Below are 25,271 nucleotides of genomic sequence, written 5' to 3'. Positions count from 1 at the left end.
TCGCCGCTAGGGTCGGGGCCAGTCCACCGAGTCGAGGAAGTTCCCGTGCCGTCTCCCGTAGCACCCGCCCCGACCGCGGTCCCCCCGGCGCCGGGCACTCTGCGCGCCGGGCTCGCCCACCCGATCGCCCTGGTCCGGTGGTTCTGGGCTGCCTACATGACGCCGGGCCGCCCCGGCCGGGCCACGACCGAGACCGAGCTCCGCTGGATCTACGCGGCCTGGCTCGGTGCGTTCCTGCTGAAGATGCTCGGCTCGACGTGGGACGTCTCGTGGCACTTCAAGTGGCTGCGCGACGACCTGGCGCCTCCGCACCTGCTGAACTCCGCGGGCACCGTCGTCGTCGTCGGCCTGGTGATCTTCCACAGCTACAGCGGCTACGGCGTCGACCGGCGTGCCCTGCGGCTGATGCAGTGGGGCATCGGGGCGTTCCTGATCGCCGTCCCGATCGACATCCTCAACCACCGGATCAACGGCCTGGACATCACCAGCTGGAGCCCGAGCCACGCTTTGCTCTACCTGGGGACGGCGATCATGCTGGCCGGCGCGATCCGCGGGTGGTGGCTCTACGCCGCGCCCGGCCGCGGCCGCGATCTGGTCTCGCTCGGGCTCTGGCTGTTCTTCGTGGAGAACGTGCTCTTCCCCAACCAGCACCAGGAGTACGGCGTCCTGTCGCTGGAGGCCTACGACGCCGGGCGGACGACGGCCGAGCCCCAGCTGCTCGACTTCGCCGCCTCGCAGGGCCAGTCGCCGGCGATGTTCATGCTGCCGGTGCCCTCGTGGGTGCATCCCGCCTGGCTCGTCTGCGCGGGGCTGCTCTCGCTGGTGCTGGCCCGCCGCATCGTCGGCCTGCGCTGGACGGCCACCACCATCGCCGCGGTCTACCTCGCCTACCGGGCGGTCATGTGGCTGGCCCTGGTCGGCATGGGCTTCCCGGCGTCGGTGCTCCCGCTGGTGCTCCTCGTGGGTGCGGTCCTGGTCGATCTCGCGGTCACATACCGCGTGCCGGGCTGGGCCGCCGGCCCGCTCGTGGCCGGTGTCGTCTACGGGGTCGGCTACGGGCAGGAGTCCCTCGGCCTGCTGCCGCCGTGGAACTGGTGGTCGCTGCTCCCGGTCGCCGTGGGCTTCGGCGTGCTGTGGGCCGGCGTCGACCTGGTCGCGCGCAGCCGGTGGCTGGCACGGTGGCGCAGCGCCGACGAGCCGGTGGCCGAGCAGGTCCCCGCCCCCGTCTGATCGCCCCGCCCCGGCGCGGGGGCCGGATGTGACACGACTCGATGACGTAGCGTCGTGAGCAGCTGCCGGCGCCGGGTCCTCGGCCCACGGGCAGTGCGCGCCGGGGGGCGCCCTGCTCACCGACCCAGGCGTCCGCGGTCCCGACGAGCCCCGAGAACCGACCGCCCCGGAGGACACCCGACGTGCTGGCCCTGACCCCGGCGCCGCTGCAGACCGCGGGAGAGCGAGCGCTCTTCGGAGAGCTGACCCGCTGGGACACCGGCGCCTCGGTCCGCGCCGCCGTCGTCGCCGCGATCCCGCTCATCGACGGGCCGCTGGGGCGCCGCATCTCCGACGCGATCCTGTTCGTGCCCGAGGGGATCGCGGTCATCCGGATCGCCGAGGTCCTGCGACAGTCCGGGGTGATCAGGGCCGTGCCCGAAGGGGCGTGGACGATCGCCCCCGAGTCCGGCCCCGGTCAGGCCCTCCAGCTCTCCGGTGGCGGTTCCACCCCGCTGGACGGGTTGATGCGCGCCGGCATGGACGTCGCCATGAAGCTGCGCCGCGCCGGTCTCGAACCGGGCCGCATCGCGCGCCTCACGGTGCTGGTCGGCGACGTGACCGGCCTGATCCCCGGTGACGGCGACCTCGGCGAGGGCGACCTGGTGGCCCGGCTCGAGCCGCGGTCGCTGCTGCTGGGCATCGCCCGGGCCAGCAAGTACGCGGGCGTCGACAACCCCCGGCTGTGGACGACGGCCGACGTCCGGGCGGCACTGGAGGCGCTGGAGCTCTCCGGTCGCGGGCCGACGGTCGAGGAGCTCAACGGCGAGGGCTTCCCGTACTCGCCGTACGTGCTCCGCCGCCCCGAACTGCTCACCCCGGCGGCCATGGCCGCCTCGCCGAGCGCGGGCATGAGTGCCCCGGCCCGCGAGGTGCCGCCCCGGGACGTGCCGGCCCGGGAGGCGCCGGCCTCGGCGTCGGCCGAGCCGCCGGCCCGGGAGCAGCCCAGCCAGGAGGCGATCGCCGCCGCCGTCGCGGCCTCGGCGGCCGCCGGCCACGCCGCCGCCGCGGCCGAAGCGCCTCCCGTGCAGGCCGACCGCGACACCGTCGCCGTCGACGGCCCGCCCGCACCTCCCGACGACGGCGGCGGGATCGGCGGCCTGTTCGCCGGCGCGGAGCCGGACCGCCCGCTGGGCACGGTGATCCCCCCGCGGAGCGCGGCACCTCGCACCGCGGCGCCGCGCACCGCGGTGTTCGAGCAGCCGCCCCCGGCCGCGTCGCCGCCGGTGTACTGGAGCCAGAACCAGCAGCACGAGGAGCCCGAGGAGCCGTCCGGCCGGCGTGGCCGCGCCGTGCTGATCGGGCTCGTCGGGCTGCTGCTGGTCGCCGGGCTGGCGTTCGGCGGGTGGTTGCTGCTGCGCGACCCGGAGGACGGAGGCGCCACGGACGCCGCACCGTCCAGCTCGGCGCCCGCACCTGCGGGGCCCGCGGCCGGCGACGTCCAGCTGGTGGGCGGCGTCGAGTACACGGCCCAGGCCGTCCAGCTGGACGACACGTGCGCCGGACACGCCTACGGCGACACCGCGGACTTCTTCACCGACACCGACTGCACCGGACTGTCGCGGGCCCTCTACTCGACCCAGGTCGACGGGGCGCCGGTGGTCGTCTCCGTCGTCCGGGTGCAGATGCCCGACACCGCGACGGCCCGCGCGCTCCAGGCGCTCACCGACCGGAACGGCAGCGGCAACGTCAGCGACCTGCTGCGCGAGGGCGTCAGGTACACCGGCAGCCCCGCCGAGCTGTCGGGTGCCGAGTACGCCAGCGCCGTCTCCGGTACGGCCGTGACCATCGTGGAGAGCGCCTGGGTCGAGGAGGACGCCGAAGGCGGCTCCGCCGAGATCGACCGCATCGCCGACGCCGCCCTGGCGCTGCCGGTCCCGCCGTTCCCCACCGAGTGAGGACGGGGTACCTCAGGAAGCGGTCGCGGCCGCCCAGGCCATGTCGCTCAGCAGCGCGGCCATCGCGGGACGGCCGAGCCGGCCGGCGCTGTGCGGCGTGGAGTTGATCAGCCCGAAGACGGCGTGCGCCCGCGCCCGGCAGGCCGCGGCATCAGCAGCGGGATGCAGGCGGGCGAGGACGGCGACCCACACCTCGACGTAGCGCCGCTGGAGCCGCCGGACCTGCGCGGCGTCGGACTCGGCGAGGTTCCCGAGGTCGCGGTCCTGCACCGTGATGAGGGCCGGGTTGTCGAGCGCGAAGTCGACGTGGAAGGCGATGAGCGCCCTGAGCTGCTCCGGCGCGTCGTCCCCGGCGACCGCCACGACCTCGCTGCCGCCGGCGAGCAGGCGCTCGCTGATCCGCACCAGCATCTCGGCGAGCATCGCGTCCTTGCTCGAGAAGTGCCGGTAGATGGCCGGCCCGGTGACGCCGACGGCGGCGCCCACGTCGTCGACACCGACGGCCCGCGAGCCGCGCTCGGCGAAGAGCTGGGCCGCCGCCTGCAGGATCTGCTCGCGGCGCGACGGCCGGTCGGCGTCCGCGTGCAGCGCCGCATCGCGGGCCGGTCGCGTCGAGGTCACGGTCCGGATCGTAGTAGCGGGGTGAACCGCCGTTGACCCGATGAGCGTGTGAGGTGGACCCTTCGAGTGAACGAGCGTTAACCTCAGGCCGTGGACGCGCCCGTGCTCTCCCCGGTGGCCGCGGCCGATGCGGCCAGCGCCGGCCGCAACGCGGCTGCGCACGCCGAACTGGCTGCCGATCTCGCCGACCAGCTCGCCCTCGTCGCCCGTGGGGGCGGTGACCGGGCCCGTCAGCGGCACGTCGACCGCGGGAAGCTGCTGCCCCGCGAGCGGGTCGACGCACTGCTCGACCCCGGCAGCCCGTTCCTCGAGCTGTCACCCCTGGCCGCGCACGGTCTCTACGACGGCGATGCCCCCGCCGCCGGGATCATCACCGGCATCGGCCGGGTCTCCGGGCGCGAGTGCGTGGTCGTCGCGAACGACGCCACCGTCAAGGGCGGCACCTACTACCCGATGACGGTGAAGAAGCACCTGCGCGCCCAGGAGGTCGCGCTGCAGAACCGGCTCCCGTGCATCTACCTGGTCGACTCCGGTGGCGCGTTCCTGCCGATGCAGGACGAGGTGTTCCCCGACCGTGACCACTTCGGCCGGATCTTCTACAACCAGGCCAACCTCTCCAAGGCGGGGATCCCGCAGATCGCAGCCGTCCTCGGCTCCTGCACCGCCGGTGGCGCGTACGTGCCGGCCATGAGCGACGAGTGCGTGATCGTCCGGGGCCAGGGCACGATCTTCCTGGGTGGCCCGCCGCTGGTGAAGGCCGCGACCGGTGAGGTCGTCACCGCCGAGGACCTCGGTGGGGGCGACCTGCACAGCCGGGTCAGCGGGGTCACCGACCACCTGGCCGACGACGACGCGCACGCGCTGCAGATCGTCCGGCAGATCGTCGGCACCCTCGGCCCGCGGGAACCCCGTCCGTGGGACGTCGAGCCGGTCGAGGAGCCGCTGCACGCGCCCGAGTCGGTGTACGAGGTCGTGCCGCCCGACCCGCGGACGCCCTACGACGTCCGCGAGGTCATCGCCCGGTTGGTCGACGGGAGCCGGTTCGCCGAGTTCAAGCCGCTGTACGGGGCGACGCTGGTCACCGGCTTCGCCCGGCTGCACGGCCACCCGGTCGGGATCATCGCCAACAACGGCGTGCTGTTCGCCGAGTCGGCGCTCAAGGGCGCGCACTTCATCGAGCTGTGCGACCGCCGGAAGATCCCGCTGCTGTTCCTGCAGAACATCTCCGGGTTCATGGTCGGCCGCGACTACGAGGCCGGGGGCATCGCCAAGCACGGCGCCAAGATGGTCACTGCCGTCGCGTGTGCCCGGGTACCGAAGCTCACGGTGGTCATCGGCGGCTCGTTCGGGGCCGGCAACTACTCGATGTGCGGCCGGGCCTACTCGCCCCGCTTCCTCTTCACCTGGCCGAACGCCCGCATCTCGGTCATGGGCGGCGAGCAGGCTGCCTCGGTACTGGCCGCGGTCCGCCGCGACGGCGCGGAGGCCCGTGGCGAGGAGTGGCCGGCGGAGGAGGAAGAGGCCTTCAAGGCGCCGATCCGCGAGCAGTACGAGGCCCAGGGTCATCCCTACTACGCGACCGCCCGCCTCTGGGACGACGGCGTGATCGACCCCGCGGACACCCGCACCGTCCTCGCCCTCGCCCTGTCCGCCTGCGCCAACGCGCCCGTGGAGGACGTCGGCTACGGCGTCTTCCGGATGTAGAGGAGGGCCGAAATGGCCACTTCGGCCCTTCCCGGCACGGGCCGGTGACCGCGATGTTCGAGACCGTCCTCGTGGCGAACCGGGGCGAGATCGCCGTCCGGGTCATCCGCACGCTCCGCGAGATGGGCATCCGCTCGGTCGCCGTCTACAGCGACGCCGACGCCGGAGCGCTGCACACCCGGCTGGCCGACGTCGCCGTGCACATCGGACCGGCACCGGCCGCGCAGAGCTACCTCTCGGTCGACCGCGTGCTGCAGGCGGCCGCCGCGACCGGGGCGCAGGCGATCCACCCGGGCTACGGGTTCCTCTCCGAGAACGTCGAGTTCGCGCGCGCCTGCGAGAAGGCCGGCATCGTCTTCATCGGCCCCCCGGTCGCGGCGATCGAGGCGATGGGCGACAAGATCCGCGCCAAGCAGACCGTGATGGCGGCCGGTGTCCCGGTCGTCCCCGGCCGCAGCGACCCGGGCATGGACGACGCCGCGGTGGCCGCCGCGGCGGTCGCGGTCGGCTTCCCCGTGCTGCTCAAGCCCAGCGCCGGCGGCGGCGGCAAGGGCATGCGGGTGGTCCGCGACGAGGACGAGCTGTTCGCGGCGATCGCGTCGGCCCGGCGGGAGGCCCTGAGCTCCTTCGGGGACGACACCCTCCTCGTGGAGCGCTACGTCGGGAACTCCCGGCACATCGAGGTGCAGGTGCTCGGCGACTCCCAGGGCAACGTCATCCACCTCGGCGAGCGCGAGTGCAGCCTCCAGCGGCGGCACCAGAAGGTCATCGAGGAGGCGCCGTCCCCGCTGCTCGACACGGCCGGCCGCGCCTCCATGGGCCGCGCCGCCGTGGAGGCCGCGAAGGCGGTCGGCTACTCCGGGGCGGGCACGGTCGAGTTCATCGTCGACGCCGACCGGCCGCGCGACTTCTTCTTCCTCGAGATGAACACCCGGCTGCAGGTCGAGCACCCGGTCACCGAGCTCATCACGGGCCTGGACCTGGTCGAGCAGCAGATCCGGATCGCCGCCGGCGCGCCCCTGCCCGTGGACCAGAGCGACATCTCCCTCGACGGGCACGCGATCGAGGCCCGGCTCTACGCGGAGGACCCCGCCCGCGGCTTCCTCCCGCAGGCCGGGACGGTGCTGGGGCTGGTGGAGCCGGCCGGCCCGGGCATCCGGGTGGACAGCTCCCTGGCCGTCGGCACCGTCGTCGGCTCGGATTACGACCCGATGCTGGCGAAGGTCATCGCCTGGGCCCCCACCCGCGAGACGGCCCGGGCGCGGCTGGTCGGCGCCCTGGGCCACACCGCCGTCCTGGGGGTGACGACGAACGCCGCCTTCCTGCGGGCGCTGCTCAGCGACCCCGACGTCGTCGCCGGAAAGCTGGACACCGGTCTCATCGAGCGGCGCGGTGAGCAGCTGACCACTGCCGAGCCGGTCCCGATGACGGTGTACGCGGCCGCCGCGCTGGCGCTGCTGATCGAGAGCGAGCCGGCCGGTCCCGTCGTCGACCGGTGGGACGTCCCCGACGGCTGGCGGCTGGGCGAGCCGGCGTGGACCGTCCGCCGGCTGCAGGCCGCCGGCGAGGAGCCGCTCGAGGTGCGGCTGCGCGGCCGGTCCACGGCGGCGGAGTTCGCCCTCGCGGACGGCGGGCGGGTGCCTGCGCGGGCGTCCCGGGACGGCGACCGGCTGACCGTGACCTTCGGCGACCAGACCACGTCCTACACGGTGGTGCACGAGGGCGGCACCGTCTGGCTGGCGGCGGACGGGCGGGTGGTCGCCTTGCGGGAGCACGAGCGCCTGTCCTCCGCAGCCGAGGGGGGCGCCGCTGACGGCGTGGTCACCGCGCCGATGCCCGGGACGGTGACCGTGGTGCAGGCCGCGGTCGGCGACGAGGTGGTGGCGGGGACCCCGCTGCTGGTCGTCGAGGCGATGAAGATGGAGCACGTGCTGACCGCGCCCGTCACGGGGACGGTCACCGAGCTCGGAGTGACAGCCGGCCGGACGGTCGCGCTGGACGAGCGGGTGGCCCTGGTGACCCCAGCGGCGGCCGCGCCAGAGCAGCAGGAGAACTGATGTTGGACTACCGGCTCAGCGACGAGACCGAGTCACTGCGCACGACCGTCCGCGAGTTCGCGCAGGAGGTCATCGCCCCGCAGATCGGGGAGTTCTACGAGCGCGACGAGTTCCCCACGCAGATCGTGCGCCAGATGGGCGAGCTCGGGCTGTTCGGCCTGCCGTTCCCCGAGGAGTACGGCGGCGCGGGCGGCACCTACTTCGATCTCTGCGTGGCGCTCGAGGAGCTGGCCCGCGTCGACAGCTCGATGGCGATCACCGTGGAGGCCGGCGTCTCCCTGGGGGCGATGCCGATCTTCCGGTTCGGCACCGAGGAGCAGAAGCAGGAGTGGCTGCCCCGGCTGTGCACCGGCGAGGCGCTCGGCGCCTTCGGCCTGACCGAGCCGGGTGGCGGCTCGGACGCGGGGGCCACCCGGACCACCGCGCGCCTGGAGGACGGGCACTGGGTGATCAACGGCTCCAAGGCGTTCATCACCAATTCCGGCACCGACCTGACGCAGCTCGTGATCGTCACCGCTGTGACCGGCACACGACCGGACGGTGGCAAGGAGATCTCGGCGATCATCGTGCCGTCGGGGACGCCGGGCTTCGTGGTCGGCCAGCGGTACTCGAAGGTCGGCTGGAACGCCTCGGACACCCGTGAGCTCTCGTTCACCGACGTCCGGGTGCCGGAGGAGAACCTGGTGGGGGAGCGGGGGCGCGGCTACGCCCAGTTCCTCTCGATCCTCGACGAGGGGCGCATCGCCATCTCGGCGCTGTCGGTCGGGCTGGCGCAGGGGTGCGTCGACGAGTCGGTGAAGTACGCCGGCGAGCGCGAGGCGTTCGGTCAGGTGATCGGGAAGAACCAGGCGATCCAGTTCATGATCGCCGACATGGAGGTCCGTGCCTCGACGGCGCGGCTGGCGTACTACCGGGCGGCGGAGAAGATGCTGCGCGGGGAGCCGTTCAAGCGCGAGGCCTCGATCGCCAAGCTGTACAGCTCCGAGGTGGCCATGGACAACGCGCGGTACGCCACCCAGGTGCACGGCGGGTACGGGTTCATGAACGACTTCCCGGTCGGCCGGTTCTACCGCGACGCCAAGATCCTGGAGATCGGCGAGGGCACGAGCGAGGTGCAGCGGATGCTGATCGCCCGCGACCTCGGCATCGGCTGATCACGAGCGTCGCTGTGCGCTGATCCACCGAATTCGTCGACTTCGAGGTGGATCAGCGCACAGTCGCGCGTCGGGCGACACGTCGACGTGTCGGCCCAGGGGTCAGTCCGCGAGCGGGGTGCGGTCGGGAACGGCCACGCTCAGCAGGACGACGGCGTCCTCGTCCGCGTGCAGGCGGTGGCGCCGGTCGGGGACGGGGCTGAACTGGTGCGCGCCCAGCTCGACCGTCCGGTCACCTGCCACGAGGCGGACCCGGCCCCGGAGCACGAGCAGGCTGGCCGGACCGGGGCTCTCGTGCTCGCCGAGCTCCGCGCCGGCCAGCAGCGCGATGAGCGTCTGCCGGAGCCCGTCGACCGGGTGCGGGAGGGTGCTGGCCGCACGGTGCGCCGATCCCCGGGCAGCGCGGTCGAGCAGTTCGGCGGACAGCTGGTGCACGTCGACGGTGCTCATGCGCGCAGCCTAGGCACGACGGTCAGGCCGTGGCGTCGATCAGGACCTTGCCGACGACGCCGTCCTGGACGGCCTGGTGCGCCTGCGCGGTCTGCCCGAGCGGGAAGACGTGCAGCGGTAGCCCGGCTTCCCGGCCGACCCGGACCGCGCCGTCCAGGACCGCGGCGTTCACGTCCTCGACGCCGATCTCCTTGGCCCGCGCCGGCTCGGTGTAGACCAGGACGAACTGCCAGCGGGCGTTCGGCCCCATCTGCAGGCGCACCGGCACGGTGACCTCGGCGCCGCCGTCGTCGGCGTACATCGCGACCGCCCCGTGCATGCCGATGACCTGCGCGTCGATGCCGGCGTTCACCGCGGCCGACACCTCGACGATGGAGTCGACGCCCTTGGGGGAGACCTTGCGGACCTCCGCGACGACGTCCTGCTGCCGGTAGTTCACGACGTGGTCGGCACCGGCGGCGGCGGCGAGCTGCGCCTTGTCCGGGCCGCTCACCGTCGCGATGACCGTGGCGTCGGCCCAGCGGGCGAGCTGGATGGCGGCGTTGCCGACGGCTCCGGCGCCACCCTGCACCAGGACGGTGCGGCCCTGCAGCGAGCCGGGCCCGATGCGGTCGGGCAGCGACTCCGCGACGGTCAGGCAGCGGTGGGCGGTGAGGAAGGGGATGCCCAGCGCGGCGCCGAGCTCGAAGGACGGCCCGGCGCCGAGCAGCACGGTCTGCCGGGCCGGGACGACGGTGAACTCGGCCGCCGTCCCCCAGGCCCGCTGCCAGGCCGCCTCCCAGATCCAGACCCGCTCGCCGACCAGGACCGGGTCGACGCCCTGGCCCACCGCGTCGACGGTGCCGGAGCCGTCCTGGTTCGGCACCTGCCCGCCGGGCTCCGGCGGCGTCTTGCTGCGGGACTTCCAGTCGGTCGGGTTCACGCCGGAGTAGGCGACGCGGACGCGCACCTCACCGGGGCCCGGTTCCGGGATCGCCCGGTCGGTCAGCTCGAGGACGTCGGGGCCGCCGGGGCGGTCGTAGGAGATCGCGCGCACGGTCCACTTCTACCCCGCGGCGCGGGACGGGGCGCGATGAGTTCCGGGCGGCGGGACGGTCTCCCTGTCATGACCGCTTCCGCGCAGCCGCTCGACCTGTCCTTCACCGCGCCGATCGAGAAGGACGGCTCGTTCCCCACCTTCGTGACCGTGCCCGGCTCGGCCGAGGCGCTCGGCACGCGGAAGGCGGTCAAGGTGGCGGGCGTGGTCGACGGTCACGAGTTCGCCGCCACCCTCATGCCGTCCGGGTCCGGGCCGCACTGGCTGCCGCTCCGGGCCGCGATCTGCACGGCCATCGGCAAGGGCAGCGCGGGCGACGAGGTGACGGTGCAGCTGCGGCACCGGCTCAGCTGAGGACGCCGTCCTAGCTGTACTGACCGGAGACGTTGGTCGAGGGCATGTGACTACGGGATCTAGCTGACAGATCTTGTGGAGGGAGGACCTCCGGACGTGGAGTGGAGCTGCTGAAGGCGACCACGACACGCACCCGGAGGTCCTCGTGCTCCACGCTAACGCCGCCCTGACCCCACGCCAGCGCCTACGCCTGGCCCAGCTGGTCGTCGAAGACGACTGGCCCAAGATCCGGGCTGCGGAGTTCTTCGGGGTGGCCTGGAAGACCGCCGACCGGTGGGCCGAGCGGTACCGGATCCTGGGCAAGGCCGGCATGGTCGATCGCTCTAGCCGGCCGCACTCCAGCCCGGCCAGGACCGATCCGGTGACGACTAAGCGAATCGTGTCGCTGCGACTGCGCAAGCGATGGGGCGCGGTGCGGCTGGCCGCCGAGACCGGCGTCGCGGCCTCCACCGCCGGGGCGGTGCTGCGCCGCTGCGGGATCAACCGGCTATCCAGGCTCGAGCGCCGCGGGCGCGACGTTGTGCGCTACGAGCACGCCTCACCCGGCGATCTTCTGCACGCCGACGTGAAGAAGCTGGGCAACATCCCCGCTGGTGGCGGCTGGCGGTTCCTCGGCAGGGAACAAGGCAAGGCCAACCGGATCGCCGACGGCGGCCGTGCCCGCAGCCGCAATCACGGCCCACTGATGCGCCACGGCTTCATCCACGTCGTCCTCGACGACCACTCCCGGCTGGCCTACGCCGAGATCCACGACGACGAGCTCGGCGTCACCGCGACCGCGGTGCTGCGCCGGGCGGTGGCCTGGTTCGCCGACCGCGGCGTCACCGCACGCCGAGTGCTGACCGACAACGGCGGCTGCTACCGCAGCCGCAACGGGACGGCTGCCTGCGGCGAGCTCGGCATCACCCCGAAACGGACCCGGCCTTACCGGCCACAGACCAACGGCAAAGTCGAACGCTTCAACCGGACTATGACCAGCGAGTGGGCCTTCGTCGAGATGTTCACCAGCGAGGCCGCCCGCCGAGCCGCCTTCCCTGCTTGGCTACACACCTACAACCATCATCGGCCCCACACCGGCATCGGCGGCCACCCACCGATCAGCCGCTTGACCAACCTGTCCGGTCAGTACACCTAGCCGGGGGGCGCGTCGTCGTCCGTGGGCCACTCGGGCAGCGGCAGACCGGCGAGGGCGAGCAGCTTCTCGACGGTCTGCTCCACGACCTCGTCCGCCGGCGGCGCCCCGGACGGGGACGCCATCAGCCCCTGCACCTCGGCGGGGTCGACGTCCGTCCCCGCCGCCTCCCTCGCCCACCGGGCGAACCCCTCCGCCTCGGCGGTGGTGTCGACCGGATCGCCGGCGCCGGGTTCCTCGAAGTAGATCCGCGGCTCGTAGCCGAGGTAGAACCGACCGCCCGAGGCATCGGCCGCGCGGTAGTCGACGGTCGCGACGTCGCTGTCGTGCACGTCGACCAGGAGGAAGGGCACCGCGGTCGGCCCACCGGTGCTCCACCGACCGTCGCTGTACGCGAGCTTCCCGAAGTACCCCACCGCCGGAGGCTAGCCGTCCAGCGGTCGGTGCCACGCCGCCGGTCGGCGGCCGCGGACGGGGACCTCAGCCATGTCCCAGACCGGCCGCCCGCGCCCGTTCCTCGACCGTCCTGACCGCGGCCCGCAGGTCGTCGAGGTGGCGCCGGACCGCCGTCGGCAGGGACAGGACCTCCCGGCGCCAGGTGAGGTTGATGCACCCCACCACCCGGTCGTCGACGAGGACCGGCATCGCGATGGACTCGCGCCCGTCGTCGGCCTCCGAGCGCGGCCGGTCGTGGTCCCCGCCGAAGTCGGGCGCCCGGACGCCGTAGCCGCGCCGCCGGGTGCTCTCGATCATCCGGCGCACGGCGGCGTCGTCCTGCGCCAGCTGGTACGCCGGGTCCTTCTTGAGCCGCAGCCGCGCCAGCACCGCCTCCAGCTCCTGCTCGGGGCAGAAGGCCAGGTAGGCCCGCCCGGACGCGGAACCGAGCATGTTCACCCGGAAGCCGTGCGGCCGCGGCGGGAGGCCGTCGAAGTAGGTGCGCGAGCTGTTGGTCTCCAGCGTCTCCATGTGGTCCAGTCGCGGCACCGAGATGATCGAGGGCCACTGCACCCGCTGCGAGAGCTCGCCCAGCACCGGGGAGGCGATCTCCACCAGCCACTCGCCGCCGTCGGCCTCCACCCGTCGCTGCAGGGTGTGGCTCGGGAGGAAGGCGCCGTCGACCATGCGCTGCCAGACCAGGCCGTGCTGGTGCGCGGTGTGCAGGATGCGCGTGAGCGTCGGTTTCGGGATCCCCGTGGCCAGGTGGAGGTCGTGCAGGCTCGCGGCTCGGACGTCCTGCAGCACCCGGAGCACCTCGAGCCCGCGCGACAGCGAGTCGATCGTCTTGACCCGGTAGTCGCGCACGGAGCCCCGATCACCTGCCGTTTTTCACACCGTGAAATGCCGTCGCGAGAGTGTTGCCCATCACACCCCGGCTGCGCCACTGTCAGCCATGGCCCCTCCGCCGGACACTGCCGCGGCCTCCGCCGTGCGGGAGGGCGACCTCCTCCGGACGCCGGCGCCCGAGGCGGCCGAGCAGACCCGTCTCGCCGAGTTCACCCGGTTCGCCGAACAGCGCACCGGGCGCAGCTTCCCCGAGTACGCCGACCTCTGGTCGTGGTCGACGACCGACCTCGAGGAGTTCTGGCAGGGGGTCTGGGACTTCTTCGACGTCCGGTCCTCGGCGCCGCACACGGCCGTCCTGGAGGACCGCAGCATGCCCGGCGCGCGGTGGTTCCCGGGTGCGCGGCTGAACTTCGCCGAGCACGTGCTCCGGCAGGAGCGACCCGGGCGGCCGGCCCTGGTGTCGGTCGCCGAGGGGACGCCGCTCCGCGAGCTCCCGTGGGAGGACTTCGCCGCGCAGGTCCGCGCGGTCGCCACCCACCTGCGGGGGCTGGGGATCCGTCCCGGCGACCGGGTCGTGGCCTACCTGCCGAACGTGCCCGAGGCCGTGGTCGCCATGGTCGCGACGGCGAGCGTCGGCGCCGTCTGGGCGACCTGCTCGCCCGATTTCGGCTCGCGCGGCGCGCTGGACCGGCTGGGGCAGCTCGAACCCACCGTCCTCTTCGCCGCCGACGGCTACCGGTACGGCGGCCGCGACTTCGACCGCCGGGAGGAGGTGGCGGAGCTGGTCGCGGGCCTCCCGAGCCTGCGCGAGGTCGTGCAGGTCCCCGTCCTCGGGCTGCCGGCACCGGGCACCGGGTGGGAGGACGTCCGCAGCGGGCCGACCGTCGCCGCCGAGGAGTTCGTCTGCGAGCAGGTGCCCTTCGACCACCCGCTCTGGGTGCTCTTCTCCTCCGGCACGACGGGCCTGCCGAAGGCGATCGTGCACGGGCACGGCGGCATCCTGCTCGAGCAGCTGAAGCTGCAGGCCTTCCACCTCGACCTGCGCGAGGGCGACCGCGCGTTCTTCTTCACCACCACCGGCTGGATGATGTGGAACTTCTGCGTCAGCATGCTGCTGCTGGGGATCGTGCCGGTGCTCTACGACGGCAATCCGTCCCATCCGGACGTCGAGGTCCTCTGGCGCACGGCCCAGGACAGCCGGGCCCGCCTGTTCGGCGCCAGCCCCGCCTTCGTCGAGCTGATGCAGAAGGCCGGGATCGTCCCGAGCGAGCGGTTCGACCTCTCCGCGCTGGAGATCGTCATGCCGGCCGGCTCACCGGTCTCGCCGGCCGTCACGAAGTGGTTCTACGACGCCGTGAAGCCCGACCTCTGGATCGCGACCGGCAGCGGCGGCACCGACTGCTGCACCGGCTTCGTGGGCGGTGTGCCGACCCTGCCGGTGCGGGCCGGGGAGATCCAGGCCCGTTCCCTGGGCGTCGCCGCCGAGGCCTGGGACGACAGGGGCCGGCCGGTCGTCGGACAGGTCGGCGAGCTGGTCATCACCCAGCCCATGCCGTCGATGCCGCTGTTCTTCTGGGGCGACGACGACGGGGCCCGGTACCGGGCCAGCTACTTCGAGACCTTCCCGGGCGTCTGGCGGCACGGGGACTTCTTCGAGGTCAACGAGCGCGGCGGGTGCTTCGTGCGCGGCCGGTCCGACGCCGTGCTCAACCGGCAGGGCGTCCGCATCGGCACCGCGGAGATCTACCGCGTGGTGGAGGACGACCCCGCCGTCCTCGGGGCCCTGATCGTCAACCTCGACCTGCCCGACGGCGGGTTCTTCATGCCCCTGTTCGTCTCCCTCGTGCCCGGCGTGGAGCTGGACGACGAGGTGCAGGGACGGCTACGGCGCAGGCTCCGCGAGGAGTACTCGCCGCGGCACGTGCCCGACCGGATCGTCGCCGTCGGCGCGATCCCGCTGACCCGCAGCGGCAAGAAGATGGAGATCCCGGTCCGCCGGCTGCTGCTGGGCGCCGATCCGGCAGCCGTCGCCGATCCCAACGCCATGGCCGATCCCGGCGCCCTCGCCGACTTCGTCGAGTACGCGCGTACCCAGACCCACTACTCGCTCTGACCCGCTCTCACCGTTGAGGACACCCATGACCGAGCGCTCGTTCCCCCTCCCGTCGCAGATCGAGGCCGTTCCCGGGGCCGAGGGGTGGGAGGCGATGTACCCCTACTTCTCCCGGTTCCAGCCCGAGGACGACCAGCGCTTCTGGTTCTACAACTCGATGCACTTCCCCGAGGTGGTGCCGGCGTTCGACGGGATCACCTCGGAGATCCCCTACACCGCGATCGGGGCCAACACCGCGCGGTTGTTCTCCTTCCCGACGACGATGGGGATCGAGTACCGGATCATCAACGGGCGGGTCTACATCACCGCCAACCCGGTGCTCGACGAGGCGACGCAGGGGGAGCGGTTCGCGCACTTCCAGGAGCGCGCCGGCCACTACTACGGCAACTGGGACCGCATCTACGGCGAGTGGCAGACCCGCATCGAGGCGCTGATCGCCGACATCGAGGCCGTCGAGGTGCCCGTGCTCGGCGACCTCGACCCGCTCGAGGTGGTCACCGGAGGCCGCGGGTTCGCCTCCAACCACTACCTGCGCGAGAACTTCCACCGGTGCATCGATCTGTACTCGAAGATGTGGCACCACCACACCGAGTTCCTGATGCTCGGCTACGGCGCCTACGTGGTCTTCTTCGAGTTCTGCAAGCAGGCCTTCCCGGAGATGGGCGACCAGATGGTGGCCCGCATGGTGGCCGGCATGGACGTGACCATGTACCGGCCCGACGACGAGCTGAAGAAGCTCGCCCGGCTGGCCGTCGAGCTCGACCTCGGCGACCTGTTCGTCGAGGGGGCCGAGCCGGCCAAGGTCCTCTCGTCGCTCGGCGAGCGGGGCGACGCCGGTACCCGGTGGCTGGCCGCGCTGGAGACCGCGAAGGACCCGTGGTTCAACGTCTCGGTGGGCGACGGCTTCTACCACCACCACCTGTCCTGGGCCGACGACCTGACGGTGCCGTTCGCCGCCCTGCCCCGGTACGTCGACCAGATCCGCAACGGGGAGGACCTGACCCGCCCGACCGGACGACTGGCCGAGGAGCGAGACCGGATCGCCGGCGAGTACCGGGAGCTGCTCGACTCCGACGAGGAGAAGGCGGCCTTCGACCAGATGCTCGGGCTGTGCCGTCAGGTCTTCCCCTACATCGAGTCGCACAAGTTCTACTGCGAGCACTGGTTCACGACGCGGTTCTTCCAGAAGATCCGCGGCTTCGGCCAGCTGCTGGCCGACCGGGGTGTGCTGCTGGAGGCCGACGACGTCTTCCACCTGAGGCACGTGGAGGTCGAGGACGCCCTCGCGGACGTCTCGCTCGCCTGGGCATCCGGCGGCACGGAGCTCGGCGCCCGGCACTGGCAGCCGATCGTCGCCGAGCGCAAGCGCATCGTCGAGGCGCTGTCGACCTGGTCGGCGCCGCCCGCGCTGGGCGCCGTTCCCGAGGCGCTCAACGACCCGGCCGTGAAGATGCTCTGGGGCATCACGCAGGAGACGATCGAGACCTGGCTCGGCGGCGAGGACGACGACGGGTCGACCGTGCGCGGCTACGCGGCTTCCCCCGGGGTGGTCGAGGGCGTGGCCCGCGTCCTGCTCAACGTGAACGACATCGGCCAGATCCGCGAGGGCGAGATCCTGGTCTGCCCGGTGACCGCGCCCAGCTGGGGGCCGGTGTTCGGCAAGATCGCCGCGGCCGTCTCCGACATCGGCGGCACCATGTCGCACGCGGCGATCGTGGCTCGCGAGTACGGGATGCCCGCCGTCGTCGGCACCGGCACGGCGACCGCGCGCATCGCCACCGGTGATCGCGTCCGGGTCGACGGCGACCGCGGCGTCGTCACCGTCATCGGCTGATGGGAACCCTGATGACCACGGCGCCGGTCCTGCACTTCCGCGACGTCGGCCTGGGCGACGTCGCCACCGTCGGCGGCAAGGGCGCCAGCCTCGGCGAGCTGCTGCGCGCCGGCATCCGGGTGCCCACCGGCTTCGCGGTGACGACGGCGGCGTTCCGGCAGACCGTCGAGCACCTGACCGTCCACGGCGAGCCGGTGCCGGTGCGGGTGGCCACGCTGGATCCCGCGGACGCCGAGGCGTTGGCCGCGGGCTGCGCCGAGATCCGGGCCGTCCTGGAGTCCGCGCCACCGCCGGACGACGTCGCGGCGGCGGTGACCGCTGCCTACGCGGCGCTGTGCGAGGAGTGCGGGGACCCGTCGCTGCCGGTCGCCGTCCGGTCGAGTGCGACCAGCGAGGACAGCGCCGAGGCGAGCTTCGCCGGGCTGCAGGACACCTACCTGTGGGTGCGCGGCGCCGAGTCGGTGCTGGCGCACGTGCGCCGCTGCTGGGCGAGCCTCTACAGCGTCGAGTCGGTGACCTACCGGCTGCGGCGTGGCATCCCGGAGACCGACCTGGGCATGGCCGTCGTGGTGCAGCGGATGGTGGGCGCGCGCAGTTCCGGGGTGCTGTTCACGAGGAGCCCCCTCACCGGTGACAAGTCCGTGGTCGCGATCGACGCCAGCTGGGGCCTGGGCTCCGCGGTCGTCAGCGGGGACGTCACGCCCGACTCGTTCGTGGTCAGCAAGGTGACCGGCGAGATCAAGCGGAACGTGGCGACCAAGACCCGCTGGCACCGGCCCGACCCCTCCGGCTACGGCGTGGTCGAGGCGGATGTGCCGGGAGAGCTCCAGGACGAGCCGTCGATCTCGGACGACGAGATCGCCGGGCTGGTCGCGGTCGCGCGGCAGGTGGAGGCGCACTACGGCTGCCCGCAGGACATCGAGTGGGCGGTGAACGACGACGGGGAGGTGTTCCTGCTGCAGAGCCGCCCGGAGACGGTGTGGGCGGACAAGGACCGCGCCCGGAAGGCCGCCCCCGCGGCACGTCCCTACGACCACGTCCTCAACCTGCTGGGCGGCAAGCGCCCGACCGGGGGCTGATCGAGGTGGAGCTGACCCCCGACGACGTCCGGGACGTGCTGCGGGTGCTCGACTCCAGCGGCCTGGCGGAGCTGCACCTCGAGCTCGCCGACCTGACCCTCACCGTCAGGCGGGAGGGGGCGGCGGGCTGGACCGCCGAGCAGCAGGTGACGCGGGAGCCCGTGGTGGACGGCCGAAGTGGCCACTCTGGCCCGTCGCAGGGCGCCGAGCCGGAGGACGGGAAGGGCCACAATGGCCACTTCGGCCCCCCGGTGGGGGAGGGCCTCGTTGCGGTGCGGCCGCCACTGCTCGGCACGTTCTTCCGTGCCCCGCAGCCCGGGGCGCCGCCGTTCGTGGACGTCGGCGATCCGGTCGACACCGAGACCGTGGTGGGCATCGTCGAGACGATGAAGATGATGACGCCGGTGCACGCCGGCGTGCGGGGCACGGTGGTCGAGTTCCGGGTGGGCAACGGCGAGTTCGCCGACGCCGACGCCGTGCTGCTGGTGGTGGAGCCGGCGTGAGGCGCATCCACCGGCTGCTGATCGCCAACCGGGGGGAGATCGCCGCCCGGGTGATCCGCACCTGTTCCCGGCTCGGCATCGAGTCGGTGCTGGCTGCTTCCGACGCCGACCTGGAGTCGCTGCCCGCCCGGCTGGCCGACCGGGTCCTGCGGCTGGGACCCGCCAACGCGGCGCAGAGCTACCTCGATCCGGACGCCGTCGTCCGGGCGGCGCGGGCCGTGGGTGCCGACGCCGTGCATCCCGGCTACGGCTTCCTCTCGGAGAACCCGGCGCTGGCGCGGGCCTGCGCGGCCGCGGACGTCGTCTTCGTGGGTCCGTCGCCGGAGTCGCTGGAGGCCGTGGGCGACAAGCTCACCGCGCGGTCGCACGCGCTGACCGCGGGACTGCCCGTCGTCCCCGGCGGCGAGGCCGCCGACCTCGCCGGAGCGCAGGCGGTCGCGGCCGAGGTGGGCTACCCGCTGCTCGTGAAGGCGGTCGGCGGCGGGGGAGGCCGCGGCATGAAACGGGTGGACTCCGCCGACGAGCTGGCCTCCACCCTGGACCTGGCCGTGTCCGAGGCCGCGGCCGCCTTCGGCGATCCGCGCGTGTACCTGGAGCGGTTCGTGTCGTCGGGTCGGCATGTCGAGGTGCAGGTGCTGGGCGACGGGGACCGGGCGGTGGCGCTCGGCGACCGCGACTGCTCCGTGCAGCGCAGGTACCAGAAGCTGTTCGAGGAGGCCCCGGCCCCGCTGCTCCCCGACGCGCTGCGCGCCGAGATGGCCGCTGCGGCGCTCGCGCTCGCCGAGCACCTTCGCTACCGCGGCCTCGGCACCGTCGAGCTCCTGGTCGACCGCGAACGCGGCACCTTCTACTTCCTGGAGATGAACGCCCGCATCCAGGTCGAGCACCCGGTCACCGAGATGGTCACCGGCCTCGACCTGGTCGCCGAGCAGCTCGCCGTCGCCGAGGGCCTGCCGCTGCGGATCCGGCAGGAGGACGTCGTCCTCACCGGGCACGCCGTGGAGTGCCGGATCAACGCCGAGGACGCCGCGCACGGCTTCCGGCCGTCGCCGGGACGGATCGACCGGGTCGTCCTGCCCGTCGGCGACGGCCTGCGGGTGGACACCCACGTGCAGGGCGGCTCCGTCGTCCCGCCGTACTACGACTCGCTGCTGGCCAAGCTGATCGTGCACGGCCGCGACCGGGACGACGCGATCACCCGGGCCCGCGCCGCGCTGGAGCTGCTGCGGATCGAGGGCGTGACGACGACGGTGCCGGTGCACCAGGCGCTGCTCGCCGATCCGGAGTTCGCCGCCGGGGGAGTAGACACCGCCTTCTTCGAGCGGTTCCTGGCCGGCCGTCTGGTGGGGGCGTCCTGATGGCCGACGTCGGACTCGTCGACGTCTCGCTGCGCGACGGCAACCAGAGCCTCTGGGGCGCGACCGGCCTGCGGACGGCGCACGTCCTGCAGATCGCGCCGCTGCTGGAGCGGGTGGGCTTCCGGGCGCTCGACTACAGCTCCAGCACCGCGATGGGGGTCGCTGTCCGGAACCACCGGGAGGACCCGTGGGAGCGGCTGCGGCTGACGCGGGCGGCGATGCCCAGGACGAAGCTGCAGTTCATCGGCACCGGCTTCCGGTTCATCAGCTGGCAGAACTCCCATCCGGACACGATGCAGCTGGTCTACGACCGGCTGGTGGCCAACGGCATGGACCGGGTCGTCGTCCTCGACCCGATGCACGACATGGACGCCGCCCGCGAGACCGCTCGGCGGCTGAAGCAGGCCGGCGTCGAGGAGGTGATCGGGGCGCTGACGTTCACGATCAGCGTCGTCCACGACGACGCCTTCTACGCCGACCTCGCCCGGCAGTTCGCCGCGGACGCGAACTTCGACCGCGTGTACGTGAAGGACCCGGCCGGCATCCTCTCGGCTGAGCGCGCCCGCACGTTGCTCCCGGCCATCACCGCCCAGCTCGGGGGCAAGGCGCTGGAGCTGCACTCGCACGCCACCATCGGGCTCTCCCCGATGACCTACTCGGTCGCGCCGGAGCTCGGCGTCGAGGTCGTGCAGGTCGGCAGCGGGGCCCTGGGCAACGGCTCGTCGCTACCCGAGGCCCGCCGGACGGTGGCCAACCTGCGGGAGATGGGTCACCGGGTCGACGTCGACGATCGTGCGCTCGGCCTGGTCTGCGACTTCTTCGACCGCCTGGCCGAGGCGGAGGGGCTGCCGGTCGGCCGACCCCAGGACTTCGACGCGGCGTTCCTGCACCACCAGATCGCCGGCGGCGTGATGACGACGACCCGGCGGCAGCTGCGCGAGATCGGGATGGAGCACCGCTTCGAGGCGCTGGTCGAGGAGGTCGGCGCCGTCCGGGCGGAGATGGGTCACCCGATCATGGTCACGCCGTTCCCGCAGATGGTCGTCTCGCAGGCGCTGTTCAACGTGATCGGCGAGGAGCGGTACGGCAACGTGCCCGACCAGGTGATCCGCTACGTGCTGGGCAGCTTCGGCAAACCGACCGCGCCGATCGACCCGGCCGTGCAGGACCGCATCCTGGACCGGCCGCGGGCGCGGGAGCTGGCCTCCGAGCCGCCCCCGCCGACGCCGGCCGAGCTGCGCAGGCAGTTCCGGCGCGGGATCAGTGACGAGGAGCTGCTGCTGCGGGCGCACATGCCCGAGGAGCAGGTCGACGCGATGCTGGCCGCCGGTCCCGCGCCGCGGCACTTCAACCCGTCCCTGGCGCCGGTGCTCAGCCTGCTCGAGGAGCTGGGGTCGCGCCCGGCGGTCCACGACCTCGCCGTCACCAAGCCCGGGCTGCGGCTGTCCGTCGGGCGGCCTGCCGAAGGGACCTCCGTTGCCTGACCCCGCCGTCCCCGACCGGCTGCGACGGGTGCGTGGCTTCGTCCTCGACATGGACGGCACGCTGGTGATGGGCGATCGCCACAACCAGGGCCTCGTCCTGCTGCCCGGCGCGCTCGACCTGCTGCAGGGCCTGGCCGACGACGGACTGCCGTTCTGCGTCTACACCAACGGCACGGTGAAGACGCCTGCCCAGGTCGCCGGCGCGCTGGCTCGGCTCGGCCTGCCGGTCGCCGCCGACCAGGCGCTGACACCGGCGTCCACGGCGGTGGACGTCTTCCTGGAACGGGGCCACCGGCGGGTCATGGTGCTGGGCGGCACGGGGATCACCGAGCCCCTCGAGGCGGCCGGCATCGAGACGGTGCCCCCGGTCCGGGGGACCGACTGCGACGCGGTCATGGCGGGTTGGTACCGGCAGGAGCTGACCTTCGACGCGCTCGAGGCCGCGGTCTTCGCGGTCTTCGACGGGGCCCCTTTCTACAGCGCCTCGCAGTCGCTGTTCTTCGCGACGGCCGAGGGGAGGTCGCTGGGGACGTCGCGGGCGATCAGCGCCGTCGTCCGCGACATCACCGGGTGCGAGGTGACCGTCGTGGGGAAGCCCTCCTTCCAGGCGCTGCGGACGGCGGCCAGGCGGCTCGGGCTGGCGGCCGACGACCTCGCTGTCGTCGGTGACGACCCCGAGCTCGAGGTGCCGATGGCCCACGCCGGGGCAGCGTTCGCCGTGGCGGTGCACACCGGCATCGGGCACGCCGGGTCGTTCAGCGACGTGCCGGCCGAGGTGCGGCCGCACCTGGAGCTGCCCGACGTGGGCGCGCTCGCGGAGCTGCTCCGGAGGTAGCCGGCCGGTGGCGCCCGACCCGACCGACGAGTTCCGTGCACGGCGGCCGTCTGTCCTGCGACCGCCGACCGCTCAGGAGGACGTCCGTGCCCAGGACCCGCTCGCGCGTGCAGCTGCTCCCGGTGGTGGAGGCCGAGCGACTGGACCTCGCCGACTTCCTCGAGTCCCTCGACGAGCGCGAGTGGGTGTCCGAGTCGCTGTGCACCGGGTGGACGGTGCACGACGTGGTCGCGCACCTGACGCTGTCGGCACGCCAGACGCTCGGCGAGACGCTGCTGCGGGTGGCGGCCGCCCGGGGGAACCTCGAGCGCGCGGAGGCGGACTGGGCGCGCGAGTTGGCCGCCGAGCACAGTCCGGCGGAGCTCATCACCCAGCTCCGGGCCTCGGCCGGCCGGGACCACCGCCTGGCGTTCAGCAGTCCGCTGGACCCGCTCACCGACGTCGTCGTGCACGGGCAGGACATCGCCATCCCGCTGGGGCGGCGACGGGAGATGCCGCCGCCCGTCGTCCTCCCCGTGATCGGGCACGTCTGGGGCAACGGCTTCTACGGCCGGGCGGACCGCCGCTTCGCCGGGCTGCGGTTCGTCGCGACGGACACCGACTGGTCGGCGGGGGAGGGCCCGCGCGAGGTGCGGGGCCGGATCGGTGACCTGCTGCTGGTCGCGACCGGCCGGGCGGCCGGACTGGACAACTGCTGCGGGCCCGGCGTCGGCGAGGCGGAGGTGCGCCTCCGGGGGAGCGCCCGGGCGTGACTAGCCCGCGGCCGCGTCCCGGTTCTTCGCCCGGTCGATCACGGCCAGCAGGACGACGGCCAGCGCGACGACGACCAGCGAGGCGATCCACCACCACGGTGCGGGCAGCCGCAGCGTGAACGCCAGGAACAGGTCGCCGTCGAAGAACAGGCGTGAGACGAACGGCGCGATCCCGTTGTAGACGCCGGCCAGCAGCACGATCGCGGAGAGTGCGTCGTAGCCCGCGTCCCGCGCCTCGTGCGGGTCCTCCTCCGCCGCCGGCACGTCGGTCCCCGTCGCGGGGGGCGGCGCGTGCCGGGCCTTGGCGCGATGGATGACGGTCAGCAGCGCGGCCATGACCGCGACGATGCCGAGGCAGGCGATCCACCACCACGGCGCGGGCAGCCACATGACGGGGGCGAAGCGCTGCTCCGCGCCGAAGACGGCCCGCACCACCAGCGGCACGCCCCCCTGGTAGAGCCCGAGGAAGGTGACCACGACCGACGCCACGTCGTAGGGACGGGTGCTCGTCGAGGCAGGCATACCCGGAAGGCAACCGGATCCGGGGCCGCACGGCATCGGCCTTCGGTCGCGACCGGGGAAGACCAAAGTCGACGGCGTGGAACGGCCGCCCAGCGGGCACTACCGGGCTCGACGTCGCAGCTCACCCTTGGAGGCGCTCGTGACCGCGCGTGAACCAGCGGAGATGGCCCAGGTCGCTGCGGAGACCGGGGCGAAGAAGACGCACCGCACCTGGGACCGGGTGCTGGTCAGCGCGTTCCTGGCCGGTGCCTACATCTCGTTCGGCGCGCTCGTGGCCATCACGGTGTCGTCGGGCCTGGACCCGGCGATGTGGGGCACCCTGCCCACGCTCTTCATGGGGGCGGCGTTCACCCTGGGCCTGGTCCTCGTGCTCATCGCGGGCTCGGACCTGGCCACCGGCAACATGATGCTGGTCCCGCTCGGCGCCATGCGCGGGAAGATCTCGGTCGGCGACGTCGCGAAGAACCTCACGCTCGTCCTGCTGGGCAACCTGCTCGGTGCCCTCCTGGTGGCCTACTTCCTCGCGGTGCAGACCGGCGTGATCGGGAGCTCGGGCGCCAGCGGGAGCGCCGGCCTGACCTACGAGCGGCTGGCCTCCATCGCCGAGGGGAAGGTGACCGGGGAATCCCACTGGCAGGTGTTCCTGCGCGGGGTCGGCTGCAACTGGCTCGTCTGCCTGGCGGTGTGGATGTCGCTGGCGTCCACGACCGTCTCGGGCAAGATCCTGGCGATCTTCTTCCCGATCATGGCGTTCGTGGCCATGGGGTTCGACCACGTCATCGCCAACATGTTCTTCATCCCGGCGGCGATCTGGGCGGGCGTGCCCGACATCGGCTGGGGCGACGCGCTGCTCAACTGGTCGTTCGCCGGGCTGGGGAACCTCGTCGGCGCCGTCGTCTTCGTGTCGACGTCCTACTGGTATCTCTTCCTCAAGGACACCCCCGAGAAGCCGGCGGTCGCGAAGCAGGAGCCCGCCGAGCGCGCCTGACGGTCGGCGCGGATGCGCAGGCCGGTTCGCTGGACGTGCGCATCAGCGTTCTCTGTCGGCGGGGAACCGGTCAGGCGCGGCCGGTGCGCAGCTGACCGGCGACGTCCGGCCGCCCGTTCGCCTCGGCATCGGCGGCCGCCCGTTCCCAGTCGTAGCCGACGGAGCGGAACTCGACGGCCCACCGCCCGCCGGCGTCGTCGGCGATCGCGTACCGCGCATGCGGAGAGCCCGCCTCCATGACGTGCGGATGCGGCGAGTCGTCGTCGTAGGCCGGCCACCCGACGCTGCCCGGGTTGACGACGAGAGCCCCGGTGGGCAGGCGCATCGACCGCTGCAGGTGGGTGTGCCCGCACAGCAGCAGCGGGACGTCCGCCGCCGCGCCCAGCCGCTGGAGCACCTCCGCCTCGGTCGCCGGGCGCGCGCCGCCCGGTTCGACGGTCTCCAGCAGGTACACGAGGTCGTCGGTGGGGGAGCCGTGGAAGGCGAGCACGTCGTCGGCCGGCCGCAGGGTGAGTGGCAGGCCGGCCAGCCACGCGCGGTGGCTGTCGTCGATGGTGTCGTGCGCCAGTCGGTCGGAGGCACCCATCCGAGCACGGTCGTACGTCAGCAGCTGACGCTCGTGGTTGCCGGCGACCGTGGGCAGGTCGAGCGCCATCAGCCGGTCGGCCGTCTCCCGCGGGCGGACCGCACCGGAGAGCAGGTCGCCGAGGTCGACGGTGAGGTCGACCGACCGGGTGGCGATGTCGGCGAGCACGGCCTCCAGCGCGAGCAGGTTGCCGTGCACATCCGAGAGGGCTGCGATCCGCACCGCCGGACCCTAGCCGGAGGACATACCGCAGTCAGG

23 protein-coding genes are annotated in these 25,271 nt (G+C 73.1%); 16 read left to right on the top strand and 7 right to left on the bottom strand.

The features are described from left to right. The first annotated feature begins 45 nt into the window (after positions 1-45). Positions 46-1,230: a hypothetical protein gene (locus CRP30_RS17370; RefSeq protein WP_097185244.1), complete on the top strand. Its 1,185-nt coding sequence runs from the start codon at positions 46-48 to the stop codon at positions 1,228-1,230. Between the two features lie 182 nt (positions 1,231-1,412). Then, a complete protein-coding gene (locus tag CRP30_RS17365) occupies positions 1,413-3,167 on the top strand; it encodes a hypothetical protein (RefSeq protein ID WP_097185243.1) in 1,755 nt (584 codons plus the stop codon). Positions 3,168-3,179: 12 nt separating this feature from the next. Here CRP30_RS17365 and CRP30_RS17360 read toward each other — a convergent pair whose 3' ends face one another. Continuing rightward, positions 3,180-3,788 carry an SACE_7040 family transcriptional regulator gene (locus tag CRP30_RS17360; protein WP_200814827.1) on the bottom strand — a complete coding sequence of 203 codons (609 nt, stop codon included), beginning with the start codon at positions 3,786-3,788 and terminating at the stop codon, positions 3,180-3,182. 90 nt (positions 3,789-3,878) lie between these two features. Between CRP30_RS17360 and CRP30_RS17355 the strand changes: the two genes are divergently transcribed. The 3 genes from CRP30_RS17355 to CRP30_RS17345 are packed head-to-tail and all read left to right on the top strand — an operon-like array spanning position 3,879 to position 8,703. Beyond that, positions 3,879-5,492, top strand: coding sequence for a carboxyl transferase domain-containing protein (locus CRP30_RS17355; protein ID WP_097185242.1), 1,614 nt, complete (start codon positions 3,879-3,881; stop codon positions 5,490-5,492). A gap of 53 nt (positions 5,493-5,545) precedes the next feature. Continuing rightward, complete coding sequence (locus CRP30_RS17350; protein ID WP_097185385.1) at positions 5,546-7,549, top strand: acetyl/propionyl/methylcrotonyl-CoA carboxylase subunit alpha; 2,004 nt, start codon at positions 5,546-5,548, stop codon at positions 7,547-7,549. Further along, entirely contained in the window at positions 7,549-8,703 is a 1,155-nt protein-coding gene (locus tag CRP30_RS17345) for an acyl-CoA dehydrogenase family protein (protein ID WP_097185241.1), read from the top strand. Before CRP30_RS17350 ends, CRP30_RS17345 begins: the two co-directional genes overlap by 1 nt. 102 nt (positions 8,704-8,805) lie before the next feature. Here CRP30_RS17345 and CRP30_RS17340 read toward each other — a convergent pair whose 3' ends face one another. Together CRP30_RS17340 and CRP30_RS17335 are read right to left on the bottom strand one after the other, a co-directional pair. Beyond that, positions 8,806-9,153, bottom strand: a complete 348-nt coding sequence (locus CRP30_RS17340) for a cupin domain-containing protein (protein WP_097185240.1) — start codon at positions 9,151-9,153, stop codon at positions 8,806-8,808. A gap of 22 nt (positions 9,154-9,175) precedes the next feature. Continuing rightward, entirely contained in the window at positions 9,176-10,189 is a 1,014-nt protein-coding gene (locus tag CRP30_RS17335; protein WP_097185239.1) for an NADPH:quinone reductase, read from the bottom strand. A 69-nt stretch (positions 10,190-10,258) separates the two neighbouring features. Between CRP30_RS17335 and CRP30_RS17330 the strand changes: the two genes are divergently transcribed. Beyond that, positions 10,259-10,543: a DUF1905 domain-containing protein gene (locus CRP30_RS17330; RefSeq protein ID WP_097185238.1), complete on the top strand. Its 285-nt coding sequence runs from the start codon at positions 10,259-10,261 to the stop codon at positions 10,541-10,543. 145 nt (positions 10,544-10,688) lie between these two features. Then, a complete protein-coding gene (locus tag CRP30_RS17325; protein WP_097185237.1) occupies positions 10,689-11,678 on the top strand; it encodes an IS481 family transposase in 990 nt (329 codons plus the stop codon). On the opposite strand, the gene CRP30_RS17320 is transcribed toward CRP30_RS17325, so the two are convergent. Further along, on the bottom strand, positions 11,675-12,091 hold the full coding sequence (locus CRP30_RS17320) for a hypothetical protein (protein WP_097185236.1): 417 nt from the start codon (positions 12,089-12,091) through the stop codon (positions 11,675-11,677). The genes CRP30_RS17325 and CRP30_RS17320 overlap by 4 nt on opposite strands. Before the next feature lie 64 nt (positions 12,092-12,155). Beyond that, complete coding sequence (locus CRP30_RS17315; RefSeq protein WP_097185235.1) at positions 12,156-12,977, bottom strand: helix-turn-helix domain-containing protein; 822 nt, start codon at positions 12,975-12,977, stop codon at positions 12,156-12,158. 88 nt (positions 12,978-13,065) lie between these two features. Here CRP30_RS17315 and CRP30_RS17310 point away from each other — a divergent pair, with 88 nt between their 5' ends. The 8 genes from CRP30_RS17310 (at position 13,066) to CRP30_RS17275 (ending at position 22,917) form a co-directional block, all read left to right on the top strand. Continuing rightward, the gene (locus CRP30_RS17310) at positions 13,066-15,072 is read left to right on the top strand and encodes an acetoacetate--CoA ligase (protein WP_097185234.1); all 2,007 of its coding nucleotides are present in this window, start codon (positions 13,066-13,068) and stop codon (positions 15,070-15,072) included. Positions 15,073-15,097: 25 nt separating this feature from the next. Then, on the top strand, positions 15,098-16,906 hold the full coding sequence (locus CRP30_RS17305) for a PEP-utilizing enzyme (RefSeq protein ID WP_097185233.1): 1,809 nt from the start codon (positions 15,098-15,100) through the stop codon (positions 16,904-16,906). An 11-nt stretch (positions 16,907-16,917) separates the two neighbouring features. Beyond that, positions 16,918-17,985 (top strand): PEP/pyruvate-binding domain-containing protein, encoded by a 1,068-nt coding sequence (locus tag CRP30_RS17300; RefSeq protein ID WP_235003503.1) that lies wholly within the window; start codon positions 16,918-16,920, stop codon positions 17,983-17,985. A gap of 5 nt (positions 17,986-17,990) precedes the next feature. Then, on the top strand, positions 17,991-18,488 hold the full coding sequence (locus CRP30_RS17295; protein ID WP_200814826.1) for an acetyl-CoA carboxylase biotin carboxyl carrier protein: 498 nt from the start codon (positions 17,991-17,993) through the stop codon (positions 18,486-18,488). Beyond that, on the top strand, positions 18,485-19,846 hold the full coding sequence (locus CRP30_RS17290; RefSeq protein WP_097185231.1) for an acetyl-CoA carboxylase biotin carboxylase subunit: 1,362 nt from the start codon (positions 18,485-18,487) through the stop codon (positions 19,844-19,846). Before CRP30_RS17295 ends, CRP30_RS17290 begins: the two co-directional genes overlap by 4 nt. Beyond that, positions 19,846-21,330 carry a biotin carboxyl carrier protein gene (locus CRP30_RS17285; protein WP_097185230.1) on the top strand — a complete coding sequence of 495 codons (1,485 nt, stop codon included), beginning with the start codon at positions 19,846-19,848 and terminating at the stop codon, positions 21,328-21,330. Before CRP30_RS17290 ends, CRP30_RS17285 begins: the two co-directional genes overlap by 1 nt. Then, the gene (locus CRP30_RS17280; protein ID WP_097185229.1) at positions 21,323-22,165 is read left to right on the top strand and encodes an HAD-IIA family hydrolase; all 843 of its coding nucleotides are present in this window, start codon (positions 21,323-21,325) and stop codon (positions 22,163-22,165) included. The genes CRP30_RS17285 and CRP30_RS17280 overlap by 8 nt, the downstream gene beginning before the upstream one ends. Positions 22,166-22,251: 86 nt before the next feature. Next, on the top strand, positions 22,252-22,917 hold the full coding sequence (locus tag CRP30_RS17275) for a maleylpyruvate isomerase family mycothiol-dependent enzyme (RefSeq protein WP_097185228.1): 666 nt from the start codon (positions 22,252-22,254) through the stop codon (positions 22,915-22,917). On the opposite strand, the gene CRP30_RS22825 is transcribed toward CRP30_RS17275, so the two are convergent. Beyond that, positions 22,918-23,439 (bottom strand): hypothetical protein, encoded by a 522-nt coding sequence (locus tag CRP30_RS22825; protein WP_200814825.1) that lies wholly within the window; start codon positions 23,437-23,439, stop codon positions 22,918-22,920. Between the two features lie 139 nt (positions 23,440-23,578). Between CRP30_RS22825 and CRP30_RS17265 the strand changes: the two genes are divergently transcribed. Beyond that, complete coding sequence (locus CRP30_RS17265; RefSeq protein ID WP_097185382.1) at positions 23,579-24,427, top strand: formate/nitrite transporter family protein; 849 nt, start codon at positions 23,579-23,581, stop codon at positions 24,425-24,427. Positions 24,428-24,497: 70 nt separating this feature from the next. Here the strand turns inward: CRP30_RS17265 and CRP30_RS17260 are convergent, their stop codons facing one another. Then, entirely contained in the window at positions 24,498-25,235 is a 738-nt protein-coding gene (locus tag CRP30_RS17260) for a metallophosphoesterase family protein (RefSeq protein ID WP_097185227.1), read from the bottom strand. Positions 25,236-25,271: the final 36 nt, after the last annotated feature.

The organism is Blastococcus haudaquaticus (assembly GCF_900230285.1).
Lineage (GTDB): Bacteria > Actinomycetota > Actinomycetes > Mycobacteriales > Geodermatophilaceae > Blastococcus_B > Blastococcus_B haudaquaticus.
This window is presented reverse-complemented; position numbering and strand designations above follow the sequence as displayed.

Excerpts from the sequence above, each read along its gene's own strand:
- CRP30_RS17350 (WP_097185385.1), top strand. The coding sequence starts at position 5,546 with ATGTTCGAGACCGTCCTCGTGGCGAACCGGGGCGAGATCGCCGTCCGG.
- CRP30_RS17340 (WP_097185240.1), bottom strand. The coding sequence starts at position 9,153 with ATGAGCACCGTCGACGTGCACCAGCTGTCCGCCGAACTGCTCGACCGC.
- CRP30_RS17345 (WP_097185241.1), top strand. The coding sequence starts at position 7,549 with ATGTTGGACTACCGGCTCAGCGACGAGACCGAGTCACTGCGCACGACC.
- CRP30_RS17285 (WP_097185230.1), top strand. The coding sequence starts at position 19,846 with ATGGCCGACGTCGGACTCGTCGACGTCTCGCTGCGCGACGGCAACCAG.
- CRP30_RS22825 (WP_200814825.1), bottom strand. The coding sequence starts at position 23,439 with ATGCCTGCCTCGACGAGCACCCGTCCCTACGACGTGGCGTCGGTCGTG.
- CRP30_RS17330 (WP_097185238.1), top strand. The coding sequence starts at position 10,259 with ATGACCGCTTCCGCGCAGCCGCTCGACCTGTCCTTCACCGCGCCGATC.
- CRP30_RS17305 (WP_097185233.1), top strand. The coding sequence starts at position 15,098 with ATGACCGAGCGCTCGTTCCCCCTCCCGTCGCAGATCGAGGCCGTTCCC.
- CRP30_RS17310 (WP_097185234.1), top strand. The coding sequence starts at position 13,066 with ATGGCCCCTCCGCCGGACACTGCCGCGGCCTCCGCCGTGCGGGAGGGC.
- CRP30_RS17300 (WP_235003503.1), top strand. The coding sequence starts at position 16,918 with ATGACCACGGCGCCGGTCCTGCACTTCCGCGACGTCGGCCTGGGCGAC.